Origin of the sequence: Pseudomonas sp. HY7a-MNA-CIBAN-0227 (genome assembly GCF_040310325.1) — a bacterium.
Lineage (GTDB): Bacteria > Pseudomonadota > Gammaproteobacteria > Pseudomonadales > Pseudomonadaceae > Aquipseudomonas.
Map to the genome: position 1 here is coordinate 385,405 of NZ_JBEOPT010000003.1, position 15,845 is coordinate 401,249.

At 60.3% G+C, this 15,845-nt stretch carries 14 protein-coding genes and 1 pseudogene; 3 read left to right on the plus strand and 12 right to left on the minus strand.

Annotation, left to right across the window (positions count from 1 at the left end):
- Positions 1-2 precede the first annotated feature (2 nt).
- Positions 3-941 (minus strand): ubiquinol oxidase subunit II, encoded by a 939-nt coding sequence (cyoA, locus tag AAEZ06_RS07890; protein WP_149411682.1) that lies wholly within the window; start codon positions 939-941, stop codon positions 3-5.
- A 27-nt stretch (positions 942-968) separates the two neighbouring features.
- Between cyoA and AAEZ06_RS07895 the strand changes: the two are divergent.
- A pseudogene (locus AAEZ06_RS07895) lies at positions 969-1,178 on the plus strand (hypothetical protein).
- A gap of 557 nt (positions 1,179-1,735) precedes the next feature.
- On the opposite strand, the gene AAEZ06_RS07900 reads toward AAEZ06_RS07895, so the two are convergent.
- Together AAEZ06_RS07900 and hmpA are read right to left on the minus strand one after the other, a co-directional pair.
- The gene (locus AAEZ06_RS07900; protein ID WP_149411683.1) at positions 1,736-2,242 is read right to left on the minus strand and encodes a disulfide bond formation protein B; all 507 of its coding nucleotides are present in this window, start codon (positions 2,240-2,242) and stop codon (positions 1,736-1,738) included.
- 168 nt (positions 2,243-2,410) lie between these two features.
- On the minus strand, positions 2,411-3,592 hold the full coding sequence (gene hmpA, locus AAEZ06_RS07905; protein ID WP_149411684.1) for an NO-inducible flavohemoprotein: 1,182 nt from the start codon (positions 3,590-3,592) through the stop codon (positions 2,411-2,413).
- 155 nt (positions 3,593-3,747) lie between these two features.
- Between hmpA and norR the strand changes: the two genes are divergently transcribed.
- On the plus strand, positions 3,748-5,289 hold the full coding sequence (gene norR, locus AAEZ06_RS07910) for a nitric oxide reductase transcriptional regulator NorR (RefSeq protein WP_149411685.1): 1,542 nt from the start codon (positions 3,748-3,750) through the stop codon (positions 5,287-5,289).
- A gap of 65 nt (positions 5,290-5,354) precedes the next feature.
- Here the strand turns inward: norR and AAEZ06_RS07915 are convergent, their stop codons facing one another.
- On the minus strand, positions 5,355-6,254 hold the full coding sequence (locus tag AAEZ06_RS07915) for a DMT family transporter (RefSeq protein ID WP_149411686.1): 900 nt from the start codon (positions 6,252-6,254) through the stop codon (positions 5,355-5,357).
- A gap of 137 nt (positions 6,255-6,391) precedes the next feature.
- On the opposite strand from AAEZ06_RS07915, the gene AAEZ06_RS07920 reads away from it, so the two are divergent.
- On the plus strand, positions 6,392-7,309 hold the full coding sequence (locus AAEZ06_RS07920) for a helix-turn-helix domain-containing protein (protein ID WP_149411687.1): 918 nt from the start codon (positions 6,392-6,394) through the stop codon (positions 7,307-7,309).
- On the opposite strand, the gene dacB is transcribed toward AAEZ06_RS07920, so the two are convergent.
- From dacB to AAEZ06_RS07960, 8 genes are all read right to left on the minus strand, one after another.
- The gene (gene dacB / locus AAEZ06_RS07925; RefSeq protein WP_350613750.1) at positions 7,257-8,714 is read right to left on the minus strand and encodes a D-alanyl-D-alanine carboxypeptidase/D-alanyl-D-alanine endopeptidase; all 1,458 of its coding nucleotides are present in this window, start codon (positions 8,712-8,714) and stop codon (positions 7,257-7,259) included. The genes AAEZ06_RS07920 and dacB overlap by 53 nt on opposite strands.
- A gap of 198 nt (positions 8,715-8,912) precedes the next feature.
- On the minus strand, positions 8,913-11,345 hold the full coding sequence (locus AAEZ06_RS07930) for a TonB-dependent siderophore receptor (protein ID WP_350613752.1): 2,433 nt from the start codon (positions 11,343-11,345) through the stop codon (positions 8,913-8,915).
- Between the two features lie 113 nt (positions 11,346-11,458).
- Positions 11,459-12,448, minus strand: a complete 990-nt coding sequence (locus AAEZ06_RS07935) for a FecR family protein (RefSeq protein WP_149411690.1) — start codon at positions 12,446-12,448, stop codon at positions 11,459-11,461.
- The gene (locus AAEZ06_RS07940; RefSeq protein ID WP_371923873.1) at positions 12,445-13,023 is read right to left on the minus strand and encodes an RNA polymerase sigma factor; all 579 of its coding nucleotides are present in this window, start codon (positions 13,021-13,023) and stop codon (positions 12,445-12,447) included. Before AAEZ06_RS07940 ends, AAEZ06_RS07935 begins: the two co-directional genes overlap by 4 nt.
- A gap of 7 nt (positions 13,024-13,030) precedes the next feature.
- Positions 13,031-13,357, minus strand: coding sequence for a DUF3325 domain-containing protein (locus AAEZ06_RS07945; RefSeq protein ID WP_350613755.1), 327 nt, complete (start codon positions 13,355-13,357; stop codon positions 13,031-13,033).
- The gene (locus AAEZ06_RS07950) at positions 13,357-14,931 is read right to left on the minus strand and encodes a PepSY-associated TM helix domain-containing protein (RefSeq protein WP_350613757.1); all 1,575 of its coding nucleotides are present in this window, start codon (positions 14,929-14,931) and stop codon (positions 13,357-13,359) included. The genes AAEZ06_RS07945 and AAEZ06_RS07950 overlap by 1 nt, the downstream gene beginning before the upstream one ends.
- Entirely contained in the window at positions 14,928-15,230 is a 303-nt protein-coding gene (locus tag AAEZ06_RS07955) for a DUF3649 domain-containing protein (RefSeq protein ID WP_149411693.1), read from the minus strand. The genes AAEZ06_RS07950 and AAEZ06_RS07955 overlap by 4 nt, the downstream gene beginning before the upstream one ends.
- A 178-nt stretch (positions 15,231-15,408) precedes the next feature.
- Entirely contained in the window at positions 15,409-15,813 is a 405-nt protein-coding gene (locus AAEZ06_RS07960; RefSeq protein ID WP_133102016.1) for an HPF/RaiA family ribosome-associated protein, read from the minus strand.
- Between the last annotated feature and the right edge of the window lie 32 nt (positions 15,814-15,845).

The following is a 15,845-nucleotide window of genomic DNA, read 5'->3' on the forward strand; positions in this document are numbered from 1 at the left end:
GTTTACTCCTCTGCCCCGGCGGCTGAATGCGAGCTCGTGCCCATCACTTCTGTAGCAGCCACTTCTTTCTTCTCATGCTTGACCGGCTTGCCTGGTTTCATCCCTTCATACTTATTGATGATGTTCTGGAACAGGTCCGGCGTGAACGAGGAGTACAGCTCTACAGGGTTGTTCTGGCTTTGTTTGGCAAGAGCTTCGTACTCAGCTTTTTCAAGCTGTTTAGGTGAGCTTTTGACTTCAGCGACCCAGGCGTTGAAATCAGCCTCGGACGTTGCAATCGCTTTGAATTTCATGCCGGTAAAACCCGCGCCACTGTAGTTGGCGGAGATACCTTCAAGCTCGGTGTTCTCGTTGGCAATCAGGTGCAGTTTGGTCTGCATGCCGGCCATCGCGTAGATCTGGCCACCCAGGCCCGGGATGAAGAACGAGTTCATCACCGAATCGGAGGTCACTTTGAAGTTGATTGGCGTATTGGCCGGGAAGACGATCTTGTTGACCGTGGCGATCCCTTGCTCTGGATAGATGAACAGCCACTTCCAATCCAGCGCGACCACTTCAATGGTGATTGGCTTGACGTCGGATTCCAGCGGACGGTACGGGTCCAGGGCGTGGGTCGACGTGTAGGTGATGTAACCCAGGGCAATGATGATGAGTACCGGAACAGCCCACACCGCGATTTCAATCTTGGTGGAGTGCGACCACTTCGGCGCGTAGGTGGCCTTGGTGTTGGACGCGCGGTATTTCCAGGCAAACGCGAAGGTCATCACGATCACCGGTACCACGACCAGCAGCATCAGCAAGGTGGCGGTGATGATCAGGTTGCGTTGTTCCAGACCGACCTGGCCCTTGGGATCGAGCAAAGTCCACTTGCAGCCTCCCAGCAATAACATGCCGGCCAGCGGCAATAAGCCTAGTAATCGGGTGTACCTGTTTTTACTCATCTCACGACCTCTAAAGCAGCTTGCGCAATGCAGTTGGGTTTTGATCGCCAACACTTCACCCTGCCAAGGGTTGGCATTTCTCTTCGATTGAATAAGGGCCTGCCCGGCGCAGCTATGGGTTTGACACGTCCAGGACTAGCGGTGAGTTCTTATTCGAATTCGTGGTCAAAGGCCTTTGCAGACCAATTCCATTTGGTGCGGATAGTAGAAAGGTTGCCGGCACCTGGGGTCGCATGAAGCAAAAACCGCTCCTCGACCGCCCTTATGTGCTCAGGGATGAGCAGCACCGGACATTCAGTGCGGGCGATTGTAGTTAGCTAGCGATGTATAAACCATGTCTTATCCAGAAATTATTTTTATCATTTCCAGCAATAATCTTGCACCATTGTTGCCAAGGTTCGGGATCGTATCGCGTTTAATTCTCAACAAAAACCACAAAAAGTGCCGTGTTATTGGCCATCCTGTCGCATCCCGCGCTCTTTGATGGATGCGTAAAACCCATCCAAGCCCGCTAAAAACAAGGCATTCAGACATCACGCAATCTCGTGGACGGCAGATGGAACGCGGCGTTGCCCGAACGATGAACTGACAGGCCCATTTGTCAAATCGGCCGTCATTTAAGGGGCTGCCCAAGGGATAGAAAAGGTCCTGTGGCAGTCTCAGTGTGACAACATGTCGCACATGATGGCCGCCTAACCTTGTCCGAGGTCACGGCACTTTCACAAAAATGACCGCATACAAAAACGCCCCGACCTTCTCTGGAGAAGATCGGGGCGTTTTGGGTAACGACTTAGTTAGGCTTTGCTCTGGCGATTGCGGTAGATGCCCAGCGGCACCAGGATCGCCGTCAGCACAAAGGCCACCAGCGCCCATTGGGGCAGGGACAGGCCGAGAATAGGCGGGTACGGCGTGCCGCAAAAGCCGTCGACCTGGAAGCCCAGGGGGAAGATCGTCGCCAGGGGCAAGCTGTCGACAATCGGTTGCAGCACATCGATGCCGCAACTGACCGCCGGGTAGAACTGGGTGTACACATGATGCCCGGCTGCGGCGACGCCACCGAGGGCGCTGATGACCACCAGCACTTCAAACACCGTAACGCTGGAGGTGGTGCGCATGGCGGCACCGATAAAAGCAAAGATCGCAATCAACAAAAAGGCATAGCGCTGCAGGATGCACAGCGGGCACGGCGCCTCGCCCAGCACCACCTGCATGTACAGCGCCCCGCCGATCAGCGCCAGGCAGATAATGCCCAGCAACACCAGAGCGCGCCGCTCACGCGCCAATCGCATTTCGTCACTCATCCCCGTTTCCCTTTGCCTAATGATGGTTATGCCAATGGCCGCAAGTTTACACGCAGGACGTGAAAGTTGAGCGGCTAGGCGTCAGGAGGTTAAACAGAAAGGAGTTAACGGCGGATTAATAAGGCCTCTGCAAGAACGAGCAAGCTCGCTCTTGCAAGGGAGTGTGGATTACTCCAGCGCCGACGCCGGCCCGAAGAACTCATACCGGCTCTGTTTCTCTGGCACACCCAACGCTTTGAGGTGGCCCTTGATCGCCGCCATAAAGCCTTTTGGACCCAGGAAGTAAGCATCCACATCCCGCTGCTCAGGCAACCATGCTGCCAGTTGCTCCTGGCTGAGCATCCCGACCTTGTCCGCTGCCGGGCTCACGCCGTCGTCCTCGGCGTAGCAATAGAAGCGCTTGAGTTGCGGATGACGCGCGGCGAGCGCATCAACCCAGTCACGAAATGCATGCACGCCGCCATTTCGCGCGCAGTGGATAAAGTGCACCGGGCGCTCGGTTGCCAGCGCGGCTTCCAGCATCGGCAAGGTTGGCGTAATACCAACGCCACCGCTGATCAGCACCAGCGGCTTGTCACTGGCCACCAGGGTGAACTCACCCGCTGGCACAAACAGCTCGATCGCGGCACCGACCTGAAACTGGTCGTGCAAGTAGTTGGAGACTCGGCCACCCGCTTCGCGCTTGACGCTGATGCGGTACTGACCCGAGTCGGTGCCGGCTGACAGCGAGTAGTTACGTCGAACTTCCTCACCCTCCAGCGCCAGCTTCATGCCGATGTATTGCCCAGGCTCGGCGGCTAGAATCGGACCTTTATCCATAGGTGCGAAATAGAAGGAGGTGATTTCACTGCTCTCCTCCACGCGGTTTACCAGGGTAAACGAGCGCGCACCGCGCCAGCCGCCGGGGGCCAGGGCCTTCTCTTCGTAGATTGCGGCTTCGGCACCGATCAGGATGTCTGCCAGTTGGCCGTAAGCGGCGCCCCAGGCACTCATCACTTCAGGCGTGGCAATCTCGTCACCCAACACTTCAGAAATCGCCCGCAGCAGGCAACTGCCGACAATCGGGTAATGTTCCGGGAGGATTTGCAGGGCCACGTGCTTGTTGATGATCTTCGCCACCAGATCGCCCAATTGGTCCAACTGGTCGATATGCCGGGCGTACATCAGCACACCGTTAGCCAGGGCACGAGGCTGGTCGCCGCTGACCTGGTGGGCCTGGTTGAACAACGGACGAACTTCGGGATACTCCGACAACATCATCCGGTAGAAATGGGTGATCAGGGCTTCGCCACCACTTTCCAGCAACGGCACAGTGGATTTGACGATGGCGCGGTCTTGAACGCTAAGCATGAGAAACTCCTGAGCTTTTTCGGCTTCTGACTGATTACCCTGTACTACTCAGTATTCGTGCCAACTAATAAATCGTTAAATATCAACTAGTTAAATTATTTGTGGTCAGTATGACTCTCAACACTCTATAGTCATTAGGACTACAAGGAGTCATTATGACTGCGAAATCTCTGCTCACCACTCTGCTGCCCCTGGTCGCCGATCTGTCCCGCGAACTGCCCGAAGGTGAACGCTATCGCCGCCTGCTGCAAGCCATGCGCGCCCTGCTGCCGTGCGACGCCGCCGCCCTGCTGCGCCTGGACGGTGAATCGCTGGTGCCGCTGGCGGTGGACGGCTTGAGCGCCGACACCTTGGGGCGACGATTCAAGGTCAGTGAACACCCGCGCTTTGAAGTGCTGTTGAGCAGCCCAGGCCCGACCCGCTTCGACAGCGACAGCGAGCTGCCCGACCCCTACGACGGTCTGGTGGATGGCCTGCACGGGCACTTGGAAGTCCACGATTGCATGGGCTGTCCGCTGTTTATCGATGACCAGCCCTGGGGCCTATTGACCCTCGACGCCTTGGACATGTCGCGTTTCGAGCGGGTCGACCTCGACGCCCTGCAAGCCTTCGCCAGCCTCGCCGCTGCTACGGTCAGCGCCGCCGAACGCATCGAACGCCTGGCCTTGCGCGCCGAAGACGAGCACCAGCGCGCCGAGATCTACCGCCAGGCCAGCGGCCAGCAGCACAAGGAAATGATCGGCCAGAGCAAGACCCACAAGCGCCTGGTAGAGGAAATCAAACTGGTGGGTGGAAGTGACCTGACGGTGCTGATCACCGGTGAAACCGGCGTCGGCAAGGAGCTGGTGGCCCAGGCCATCCACGCTGCGTCCTCGCGATCAGAGAAGCCACTGATCAGCCTCAACTGCGCGGCATTGCCGGAGACACTGGTGGAAAGCGAGCTGTTTGGCCACGTACGCGGCGCCTTTACCGGCGCGCTGAACGAACGACGGGGCAAGTTCGAACTGGCCAATGGCGGCACGCTGTTTCTCGATGAAGTGGGCGAATTATCGCTGGCGGTTCAGGCCAAGCTGCTGCGGGTGCTGCAAAGCGGCCAGTTGCAACGCCTGGGCTCGGACAAGGAGCATCAGGTGGATGTGCGCCTGATCGCCGCCACCAACCGCGACCTTGCCGAAGAGGTGCGCAACGGTCGTTACCGTGCCGATTTCTACCACCGTTTGAGCGTGTACCCGCTGCAAGTCCCCGCCCTGCGCGAGCGTGGTCGTGATGTGCTGCTGCTGGCCGGTTTTTTCCTTGAGCAGAACCGCTCACGCATGGGCCTGGGCAGCCTGCGCCTGACCAGCGATGCCCAGGCGGCGCTGGTCGCCTATGCCTGGCCGGGCAATGTGCGCGAGCTGGAACACCTGATCGGCCGCAGCGCCTTGAAGGCCTTGGGCAATTGCCGGGAACGGCCGAAAATTCTCAGCCTGAGCGCGGCGGACCTGGACTTGCCGAACGTGTCTGCACCGCTGATCGAAGAACAACCAGAGGTGCCGCACGTCACCGGTGACCTGCGCCTGGCCACCGAAAACTACCAACGCCAGGTCATCAGCGCCTGCCTGGAACGCCACCAGCACAACTGGGCCAGCACCGCCCGTGAACTGGGGCTGGACCGGGCGAACCTGGGACGGATGGCCAAGCGGTTGGGGATGAAATAAAACGCGTATTGCCGATGCTACCTTTGTGGCGAGGGCGCTGGTCGGATCGCCACAACAAGTCCGGTCTATGCTGCCGCCCTGGTTACAATCACCGCCGGCTTTGGCTTACGAAACACCAATACATTGCCCAACATCACCAGCACCAACCCGGCCAGCGCCGGGGCCGTCCACTGGTAGCCTTCAACAAAGGCCGAGACATTCAGCGCCACCACCGGGAACAGCACCGTGCAATAGGCCGCGCGCTCCGGCCCCATGCGGCCGACCAGGGTCAGGTAGGCGGTGAAGCCGATCACCGAGCCCGGAATCACCAGATACAGCAGCGAACCGACATAACGGGCGTTCCATTCCATATCAAAGGGAATGCCCTGGACCACGCAATACATCGCCAGCATTGAAGCGCCATAAGCCATGCCCCAGGCGTTGGTGGTCAGCGGCTTGAGCCCGGCCTTCTGTTGCAGGCTCGACAACATGTTGCCCGCCGAGAAACACATCGTCCCCAACAACGCCAACCCCAAGCCAAGCAAGGTTTGCGGGCTGGCGGTGTGCTCCACCAGTTCCGGCCAGAACAGCAGCCCCAGCCCCAGCAAACCAAGACCACCCCCCATCAACACATTGCGGGCGACTTTCTGGCCGAAAAACACCCGGGAATTCAGCGCGTTCCACAGGGTCGCCGTGGAGAACACCACCGCTACCAGACCGCTGGGAATCCATTGGCTGGCTGTCAGGAAGCACATGAAGTTGACGCAAAACAGGCACAACCCCTGGGCCAGGCAAATCAAGTGCCCGCGCCGGTTCATGACCTGCAGCTTGCGACTGAGCAGCAACATCACAAACAACACCAGCGCCGCCAGGCCGAAGCGATAGACGATGGACACGGGAATGGCCACCACGCCCAGTTGCAGCTTGAGGGCGATCCAGGTCGTACCCCAGATCAGCACGGTGAGTAAATACAGGGAAAGGTTCATGACGGGCTCCGGTGGTTGAGCCACAGTGTCGCCCTGCGCGTACCTGCGGCTCTTGCACATTCTTGCGCTTTTGTCGGCTGACGGGATCACAGCGCCAGCTGCCGGGAGTAGGATGCGAGTCGTCAGAGAGTACGAATATGCCACCACTGGAAACCCTGCAAGTCTTTCAAGCCCTGAACCGCTCGCCCAATGCTCGCCTTGAGCTGAGCGCCGAGCTCGGTGACGGCTTGTCTGCGGCTTTGTGGAGCAACCACCACGACTCCCAGAACTATGAAGCCCCCAGCCATCACACCTTGTCCTGCTATGTGGGTGGTGGCACCGGGACCTTTCGCCGCGACCAGCCCGGCACCAAGGGCGGCCCCGACAAGCTGTGCATTCTGCCCGCCGAACACCAGTCGGCCTGGGTGATCAATGGCGAGATTCGCCTGGCCCATGTGTATTTCAGCACCGAGCAATTTGCCTTGGGCTGCGTCACCCTGCTGGACCGCGACCCCCGCGAACTGCAACTGCGCGAAAGCACCTTTCTTGAAGATGCCCGCCAGGCTCAGCGCTTTCACCAGTTGATCAACCTGAACTGGCAGGAACCCGCCGAACGCCTGCTGACCAGCAGCCTGGCCCATGAAATGCTCAGCCACACCTTGCTCAGCCAGGTAGGCCTGCGGGATGGGTTGCGTTTAAAAGGTGGGCTGGCCGCCCATCAGCGTCGACAGTTGGTCGAGTACATCGAGCACCAACTGGCAGAGCCCATCAGCCTGGGGCAATTGGCGGGGTTATGCGCGCTGTCGGAATACCACTTTGCACGGATGTTTCGCGCAAGCTTTGGCTTACCGCCCCATCAGTACCTGCTGGCCCGCCGCGTGAGCCGTGCCCGCGAGCTACTGCGCAGCAGTTCACTGGCGTTGGGTGAAATTGCCCTGGCCTGCGGGTTCTCCAGTGCCAGTCACTTTACCAATCGGTTTCGCCAGGCAATGGCGGCTACGCCGGGGGAATATCGCCAGGCGTTCAATCCGACCACTGCGCCAGCGCGACGGCCAGTCGATCTTCCAACGCCTTGATGCGCGCGCCATCGACCACATAATTGTTGGTCACCATTGAAAACACCAACCGCCGCCCTTCTACATCAGTGATGTAGCCGGTCAACGACGACACTGCGCCCATCGAGCCGGTCTTGGCGTGCAGGTTGTTGTGCGCCGCAGTGCCCCGCAAGCGATAACGCAGGCTGCCGCCGGTCATACGATCCTGGCTGCCGGCGATGGGCAGCGCGTTGTACCAGGCGTCGAACCACGGCTGTTTGCCCATGGCCAGCAACAGGTCGGTAAGGTTCTGCGACGACACCAGATTGCGCCGGGACAGGCCCGAACCGTCGACCTGATTCAACGTCGTCGGGTCCAGCCCCTGACGTTTCAGGAAGCCCGCCACCGCCGCCACACCCGCAGCCGCCGAGCCAACATTGGCAGTCTTGCGGCCCATGGCCTTAAGCAGTGCTTCGGACATGCTGTTGTTGGAAAGCTTGAGCAATGGCCTGATCAGTTCCTGCAACGGCGCCGAGTCATGCACCGCCAAAACGGTAGCCGTCGTCGGGCTGCCAGCGCCTATCACGCGCTTGCCCTGGACCGTGATCCCCTGCTCCGCCAACGCCCGTTCAAACAGATTGGCCACCAACTGCGTCGGCTCCCAGACGCTGACCCATTGCCGACTTTGTTTACCTGGCGCCAGTGCGCCACCAAGACGTAGCAGGTTGGTGCCGTGCTGGCGATTGAGGCCATAGCTGTTACCCGATCCGCTGACCGCAAGGTTGTTGATCTGCACGTAATCGGTAGACGGGCTGATAGCGACGGTCACTGGTTGGCCGAGCGCTATCGGCGCCTTGGCTGTGACGATCAAGGTACCCGCATCAAAATCAGCATTGGGCGACACTGTCAGCGCCGAAATCTGCGCGCCGTAGTACTTGCCTTCATCGTCATTGGCCCAATCGGTGCCCAGGCGCTCGGCGTCGAACCAGGTGTCATCGAACACCAGATCACCTTGGATCTGCTTGATGCCCTGCCCGGCCAGGCTGGCGGCCAAGGCCTGGTAATCAGCCCACTGAATGGTTGGGTCGCCGAGGCCGCGCAGGTAGAGATTGCCGATCAAGCGCTGGCCCTGTTGGTTACCATCGCTCAGCAGCTGTGTGGAAAACCGATACTGCGGGCCGAGAACATCCATCGCCGCAGCCGTAGTCAGCAGTTTGAGGCTGGAGGCCGGGGTCAGCCGGCTGCGAGGGTTGTGCTGATACAGCGTGCTGCCGCTGCGGGCATCGCGCACCATCAGCGAGACAGTGGCACCGTTGAGCGCTGGATCGGCCAACAGCTGCTCAAGCGTCTCTTCAGTGGAAAGTTTCGACACCGTGGCGCAACCGCCCAGCAGCAAGCTCAATCCAACCAGCATGCCGCTGGCGTGCATCCATCGTCCCAACTGCATTAGTGTTTCCCGACAATCATCAAAAACGGCCACGCTAGCAGCTCAACAACCTTGTGGCGAGCGGGCTTGCCCGCGTTGGGGCGCGAAGCGGCCCTAAAACAAACAACTGCGGTCTTTCTGATAGATCGCAGTGACCTTATTGGGGCTGCTGCGCAGCCCAACGCGGGCAAGCCCGCTCGCCACAGGCTTGCACTGGTCTTAGAACTCTAGGGTGCTGGACACCGATACCTGCCGCGCATCGCCCATGGACACGAACAAGCGGCTGACCGCCGAGGTGTAGTAAGTGCGGTCGAAGATGTTCTTCACGTTGAGCTGGAACTTGACCTTCTGCCCTTCGACCTTGGTGTCGTAGGTGGCGAAGGCATCGGCCACGGTGTAGCCCGGCAGGTCGAAGCTGTTGAGGGCATCGCCGGCTCGCTCGCCGACATAGCGGGCACCGGCGCCGACCCGCAGTTGGTCGCCGCCGAAGAGGGTGCCGAAGTCATACACCGCGGATACAGAGCCGGTATTTTTCGCCACGTTCTGCAGGCGTTTGCCTTGGTAGGTCGGGTCTTCGGTCACCTCGGCATCCGTGTAGGCGTAGCTGCCGATCAGGCTCCACTGGTCGGTCAACTGGCCGCTCAGGTCCATTTCCAGGCCACGGGAGCGCACCTTGCCGGCGACGCTGTAGATTGAGGTCGCGCCTTCGCCGATGGACACCAGCACGTTGCGCTTGTCGATATCAAACAATGCCGCGCTGGCGGTGATGCGACCCGGCATATCGAGCTTGGCGCCCAGCTCCCAGGACTTGGACTCTTCCGGGGCGATGCTGCCGTCGATCACGGTCTTGTTGCCCAGCGGGGCGATGGTCGAGTTGGGTTTGAACGACTCGGTGTAGCTGCCGTAGAACGACAATTGGTCGGTGTAGCGATACACCAGCCCGGCGCGAGGCACCCATTTCTGGCCGTTGCTGTCGGTGTTGGCGGTGAATGGGCGACCTTTGCCAGCGTATTGGTCGTACTCCTGGAAGCGCACCCCGCCCACCAGAATCCACTGCTCGGTGAGGTGGATGGCGTCCTGGAAGAATACCGAGTCACTGCGCAACAGATCGGTCTGGTTGCTGTCCGGCGCACTGACGGTGCTGCCGGCGACTTCACGACCATAGACCGGGTCGGTGTAGCTGAAGGTGCTGCGGCTGGCCTGGCGAATTAGGTCGGCGCGGTAGATCTTGCGGTACTCGTCGTCCAGCCCGAATACCAAGTCATGGCGCATGCCCAACACGTCGACCTTGCCTTCGAGGCTGGCGGTGGTGAAGCGGTCAGTGGTCAGCGCGCCCTGGGTGCCGTCCATGCTGCGGGTCAGGGTGCCGTTGGCGTTGACCTTGCTCACGCGCACCTGGCTGGCGTCGTAAGTTTCGCGGTTCCAGCTGTAGCCGAAGTGGGCTTTCCAGTCGTCGTTCAAATCGTGATCAGCTTCGAAGCGGTACAGGTCGGAGCGGCCTTCCATGTTGTTGAACGGCTCATCCAGGCGGCGAGTCGCCGGGATGTCCAACGGATGGTTGGTGTTGGGGTCAATGGCAGTGCCACGGTCGAACGGCGAGAGAAATTCGCGGTGCTCGTAGGCCAGCAGCAGCTTGGTGCTGTCGCCGTACCAGGCCAGGGACGGCGCGACCAGGCTTTCGCGGTGGGTGCCGTAGTTGCGCCAGTAGTCTTCGTCTTCATGGTCGACGATCAAACGGTAGGCCAGGCCAGTGTCGCCGATAGGGCCGGTGGTATCGAGGTTGCCACCGCTGCCATTCTTGCCGTCGCCGAAGGTCGAGCCGCGCACGGTCAGGGCCGTGGATTGAGTGAGTTCAGGCTTCTTGCTGACAATATTGACCACGCCGCCGGGGTCTTGGATGCCGTACAACAACGAGGCCGGCCCCTTGAGCACTTCCACGCGTTCGGCGGTTTCATTCAGGGCACGCCCCTGCACCACGGGCATGCCGTCGCGCATGATCGAGCCGTTACGGTTGTCGCCAAAGCCGCGCAACATCACCGAGTCCTGGGTACTGCCCAAGGTGTTGGATTGGGTGATGCCGCTGATGTTGGTCAAGGCATCGTCGAGGTTGCGCGGCAGCTGGTCGCGCATCACCTGGGCCGGTACCACGTTGACGGTTTGCGGGGTTTCCAGCAACAGCCCGCGGGAGCGCATCACCGAACTGGTGGGCGGCGGCTGATAACTGGTAGTGGCTTGCTGCTGGCTGGCACCGCTGATGGTGGTGGCACCCAGGTTCACTGCACCTTCGGTGGGCAGCGGTTCGAGGGCCAGGGTGCGGGCGTCGATCTGTCGGAAGGTAAACCCCGAGTTGCCCAGCAAACGCTGCATGGCCTGGATTGCGCTCATCCGGCCACTGACTGCCGGGGCTTTGAGGCCGTAGGGTGCTTCGTCGGTATAGACCACGCTGATGCCGGTGATGCGACTGAAATCGCTCAAGGCCTGGGGCAAAGGCTTGGCCGCCAAAGCAAAGCTGAACAGCGCGCTCTGCTGCTCAGCGTCCGCCGCCTGCGCCACGCTCAAGGGCAACAACGCCAACCCCGAAACCGCCAATATCGAGGCTCCCAGCCATTGTTTAACCGAACCGCGTGTCGTCGACTTTGCCCTGGACTTCATGGTGAGAACCCGTGTGTAAAAACGCTGTTAATGCGAATTAATCGCAGTTTCAAGCACTACACGAATGGGCGGTGGGTTTACCTCACGGGAATCTGAAAATAATTTCAAAACCCTCAGCGCAGCACAACCACCCGCCCCAACACATTGTGCTGCTCAAACCCAAGCACCGCTTGCAACGCATTGAGCACCGCCTGGGGGTCTTTGCTCGGGAAGCTGCCGCTGACCCGTCGGGCGCCGAGCTCGTCGTTGAGCAACAGGATTCGGCCTGGGTAATAGCGCGCCAGATCCTTCACCACATCGGCCATGGGCGTCTTGTAATAGTTGAGCCAGCCGTCGCGCCAGGCCAGGCGCGACTCGCTGTCAACGGCATGCAGCTCATCGGCGATACCATCGGCGTAGGCCACTTGCTGGCCTGCGGTGAGCATTTGTTGGGTGCCTGTCTTGGATGGCGCAACACCAACGCGACCGGACAACACCGTCACCTCGGCGCCCGCCGGTTGCAAGCGTACTTCAAATTGCGTGCCCAAGACCCGCGCTTCGCCGCTACCCGCTTCGACCACGAAGGATTTCCCGGTGTGGGTCACGTTGAAAAAACCGGCGCCACGGCGCAGCTGAATATGACGCTCTCCGTGACTGAAATCCACGGCAATGGCGCTGTCGGCATCGAGGGTGACTTGGGTTTGATCCGCCAGGGTGACGGTTTTGACTTCGCCGGGAGCCGTGACGTAATCGGCGCCAAAGTCGTCGACCCAGCGCCCAGGCTGCCAACCGGCGCCAATGGAGACCATCAACAACAGGCACGCGGCCATGGCCAACGCCCCAGACCAGCGGCGCCCGCTTGAGCGCTTCGCACGGTTCATCGCATTCAGATAACCCTGCAACGCCAGGGCCTCTTCATCCGCCAGTTTGCTGGCCGGCACTTCACTCAATTCCCACAGCACCTGGGCCTGGGAGTAGGCCTCGACGTGGGCCGAATCGGCACGCAGCCAGCGGCTAAACGTAGCTTGGTCGCCACTGCTGGGCTGATCATGCAGCAGGCTCAGCCAAGCGAGTGCGGCCTGTTCCTGGTCGGGTGTCGGGGTGACGCGGGCAGTGCTGATCACGGTGCTTTCCCTGGCAAGCGCGCAGGCGACGATTCGCGCAGGCTGGCTTTGCAGGCGTCGAGGGCACGCATCATATGTTTTTCCACTGCACTTTGGGACAGGCCCATAGCCTTGGCAATTTCGGCGTACTTGCGACCGTGGATGCGGTTAAGCAAAAAGATCTGTCGCGTGCGCGCAGGCAAACTGCGCAAGGCGGCTTCGACCTGACGCAGGTCGTTGCCAGCTTCCAGGGCAGCCTGGGGCTCGCTACCGTGATGGTCTGGTTGCTCCGGCAACCAGCCTTCATTGCCGCGCACCCGCGCGCCTTCGCTGCGTAAATGGTCGATGGCGATGTTGCCGGCGCAGCGCAGCAGGTAGGTGCTGAGTTCTTCGACCTGCACCAGCGGCCGGCGCCAGAAGCGCAGGAACAAATCCTGCACCAGGTCCGCTGCCGTCGCCCGGCATCCGACGCGACGGCTGACCAACGCTTCCATCTGCGAGCGCTGGGACAGGAATACCTGCAGAAAATGTGCGCGCCCGCCGGTCGACTCAGCGTGCTGACGATCCTGGGCTTCGGGCGGCGTGGTGATCATCATAAGTTGCTCAGAGCGCCGCGAAGGCTGCGACGGGACTGGCCAGCAGACCAACACCCGCGAGGGTCAAGGCCAGCCTTGGCCGATACGGCAACAGCAACACCAGCAGCAATGCACTGAGCATCAGCACTGCGCACCACTCCACCAAGCCCTGGCCCCAACCAGCCACCTGCACCGCTGGCCAGATTGACACGATCAATAGCAACCAGCCGCCGACTCGTAGACACAAGCGCCGACGGGGCGAGGGTTTACTGTGCAGCAACTCGCCGTGGTGACGATCCGTGGACAAGCACAACACGGTAAAACCGGCGTAACACAGCAACAGTGCCAGCAGCATCAGTTCACCTCGCCCTTGAGGGTCAACGGGCGGGCGCGCTGGGCTTTGGGCTGGGCGACCGTGCGCCGCTGCATTTTCCAGGCGGCCCAGGCGAGGAACACGCCACTGCCCAGGCACGTCAAGTCAAAACCGGCCATGGCCCAATCGCCCTTGACCAGGGACACGCCCAAGTGCTCGGTGGTAGTCAGCGCGTTGAGCAACGGCACGGCGATAAACAGCAAGGCGGCCAAGCCCAATTGCTCGACCCAGGCCCGGCGACCGCGACGCACGATTGCGTGCAACAGCGTCAGGCCCCAGGCGATAAAGAAACTCTGCACTTCCCAGTCCGAACGCTCGGCGAAGCTTACCGGCAGCAAGCGGTTGGCCCAGAAAAAGGCGGCGATGGCGATCATCAGCCCAGACATGCTGGCAATGTTCAGCACTTCAACCAGGCGCAATTCAAACGGCATCACACCGGTATTGGCGTGCTTGAGCTGGCGCTTGCCCAGCCATAGTACCAGCCCGGTGCCGATCATCGCCGTGCCCGCCAGGCCAAAAACAAAGTACAACCAGCGCAACACCGGGCCGGCGAAATGGCCCATGTGCAGGCCATAGAAACTGCCGCCAATGGCCATGGGCAGGGATTGTTCTGCGCTGACCTTGAGCATCTCGCCAGTCACGCCATTGAAGGACACAGTGCTGCCGAAGTCATGCACCACCCGGTCGGAACCGGCACGAAATACATTGACCGAAGCATTCACATCACTCGGATTGTTCACCCCCAGCCGCCCAACATGTCCACCCGCCCACTGCGCCCGCGCCTGCTCCACCATCGGCCCCAAGGGCAGCAATTGAGCCGGTTGGCCGAGGGCCGGGGCGTTGTTGATGGCCGGGAATACATCATTGAAAAATGCCCGGGTGTCATTGCCGTAGGAGGCGACGATGCTCGCCGGCATGACCATGCTCATGAAAATCACCAGGCTGCTGTAGGTGATCATCAGGTGGAACGGCAGCACCAACACGCCCACCGCGTTATGCCCGTCGAGCCAGGAACGCTGGCCCTTGCGCGGGCGGAAGGTGAAGAAGTCCTTGAAGATTTTCTTGTGGGTGATGATCCCGCTGATCAGCGCGACAAACATCACCATCGCGGCAATCGTCGACAGCCAGCGGCCCCAGGGATGTGGCATCTGCAACTGGAAGTGGAAGCGGTAGAAGAACTCGCCGCCCATGCTTTCCCGTGCCTGGATTTGATTGCCTGTAACCGGATCGAGGAGTTTTTCGATGAAGTTGCCGCGCCTGCTGGGGTCGACCTTGTCTTGCCACCTCACCGACAGGCCTGGCTCGCGACTAGTGGGCAAGTTGATAAACCAACGGGCGGCGGTGGGCGCCTGTTGTTGCAGGTAGTTTTGCGCCAAGGCCAGGCTGCGGGCGTCATCAATGGCGTGCGCCTGCACTTCCGGTTGCATCCAGTGGGTAATTTCATCCTTGAAATAGGCCAGGGTGCCGGTCAGGAAAATCGCGAACAGCAGCCAGCCGAAAATCAACCCGCTCCAGGTGTGCAACCAGGCCATGGCCTGACGAAATCCCTCTTTCATGGTCGGGCCATCCAGTACGCCAGGCCCGCCAGGGTAGCCAACACCGCACTGGGCACCAACACACCAAACCAGGCGTGGGCGACTCTGCGGCAGGCAAAACACCAGATCACCACCAGCAGGTAGAACACGAACGAACTCAGCATCCCGCTGACCACCGCATCGGCCCGGGACAGTGGCAGCCACAAGGTCATGCAGACGCTGGCCAGGGATGCCAGCAGGTAACCACCCACGACAGCCGCCAGCAACCGCGACGTCACGCCGAGACGGTAAGAAAGAGGGAGTGATGCTTTGCTTTTCATGCCTGGAGCGCCTGATTCGTCAGGGCGCGAGTTTAATGATAAATATTCTCATAAGCAAAAGAGAACGGATGAAGCGACGGTATACGTGCAGACGTCGGTGGCGTTTTAAAACGCCAGAACGAAAACGGGCCTGCATTGGCAGGCCCGTTTTCATTGGGGTTGAAAAAAGTGTCAGCTATCAGCTGTTAAGCGTAGCTTGTTCGTTTTCCAGGAATTCCTCTTCAAGCGCGGTCTCATTGACCGCTTTATCCGGCGCGCTCTTGGCACGCGGTTTACCCTGCAGCTTGCCGAACAGATGGTCCAGCGCACGTTCCAGCTTGACGGCTGCCCCATCGATCGCCTGTTCCAGCGTATCGGCTTTATGGGAGACCGAAAGCGGTTGATGGCCCTTTGGTCGTGCTTCCAGTTGGCAACTCAAATCGTGTGGACCGGGCTTGTCGCCGTTCTCATCGCGCAGGTAAACCTCGACGCGGGTCAGGTCCTCTTCATAACGTTCGAGCGTGCTCTCAATGGTAGTACGTACCCACTCCTCCAGTCGGATGCTGCTTTCAATATGGTTATCGCTATTGACTAGGATTTGCATAGTTTTTCCCTTATTTCAGCTAGCTCGCGAGA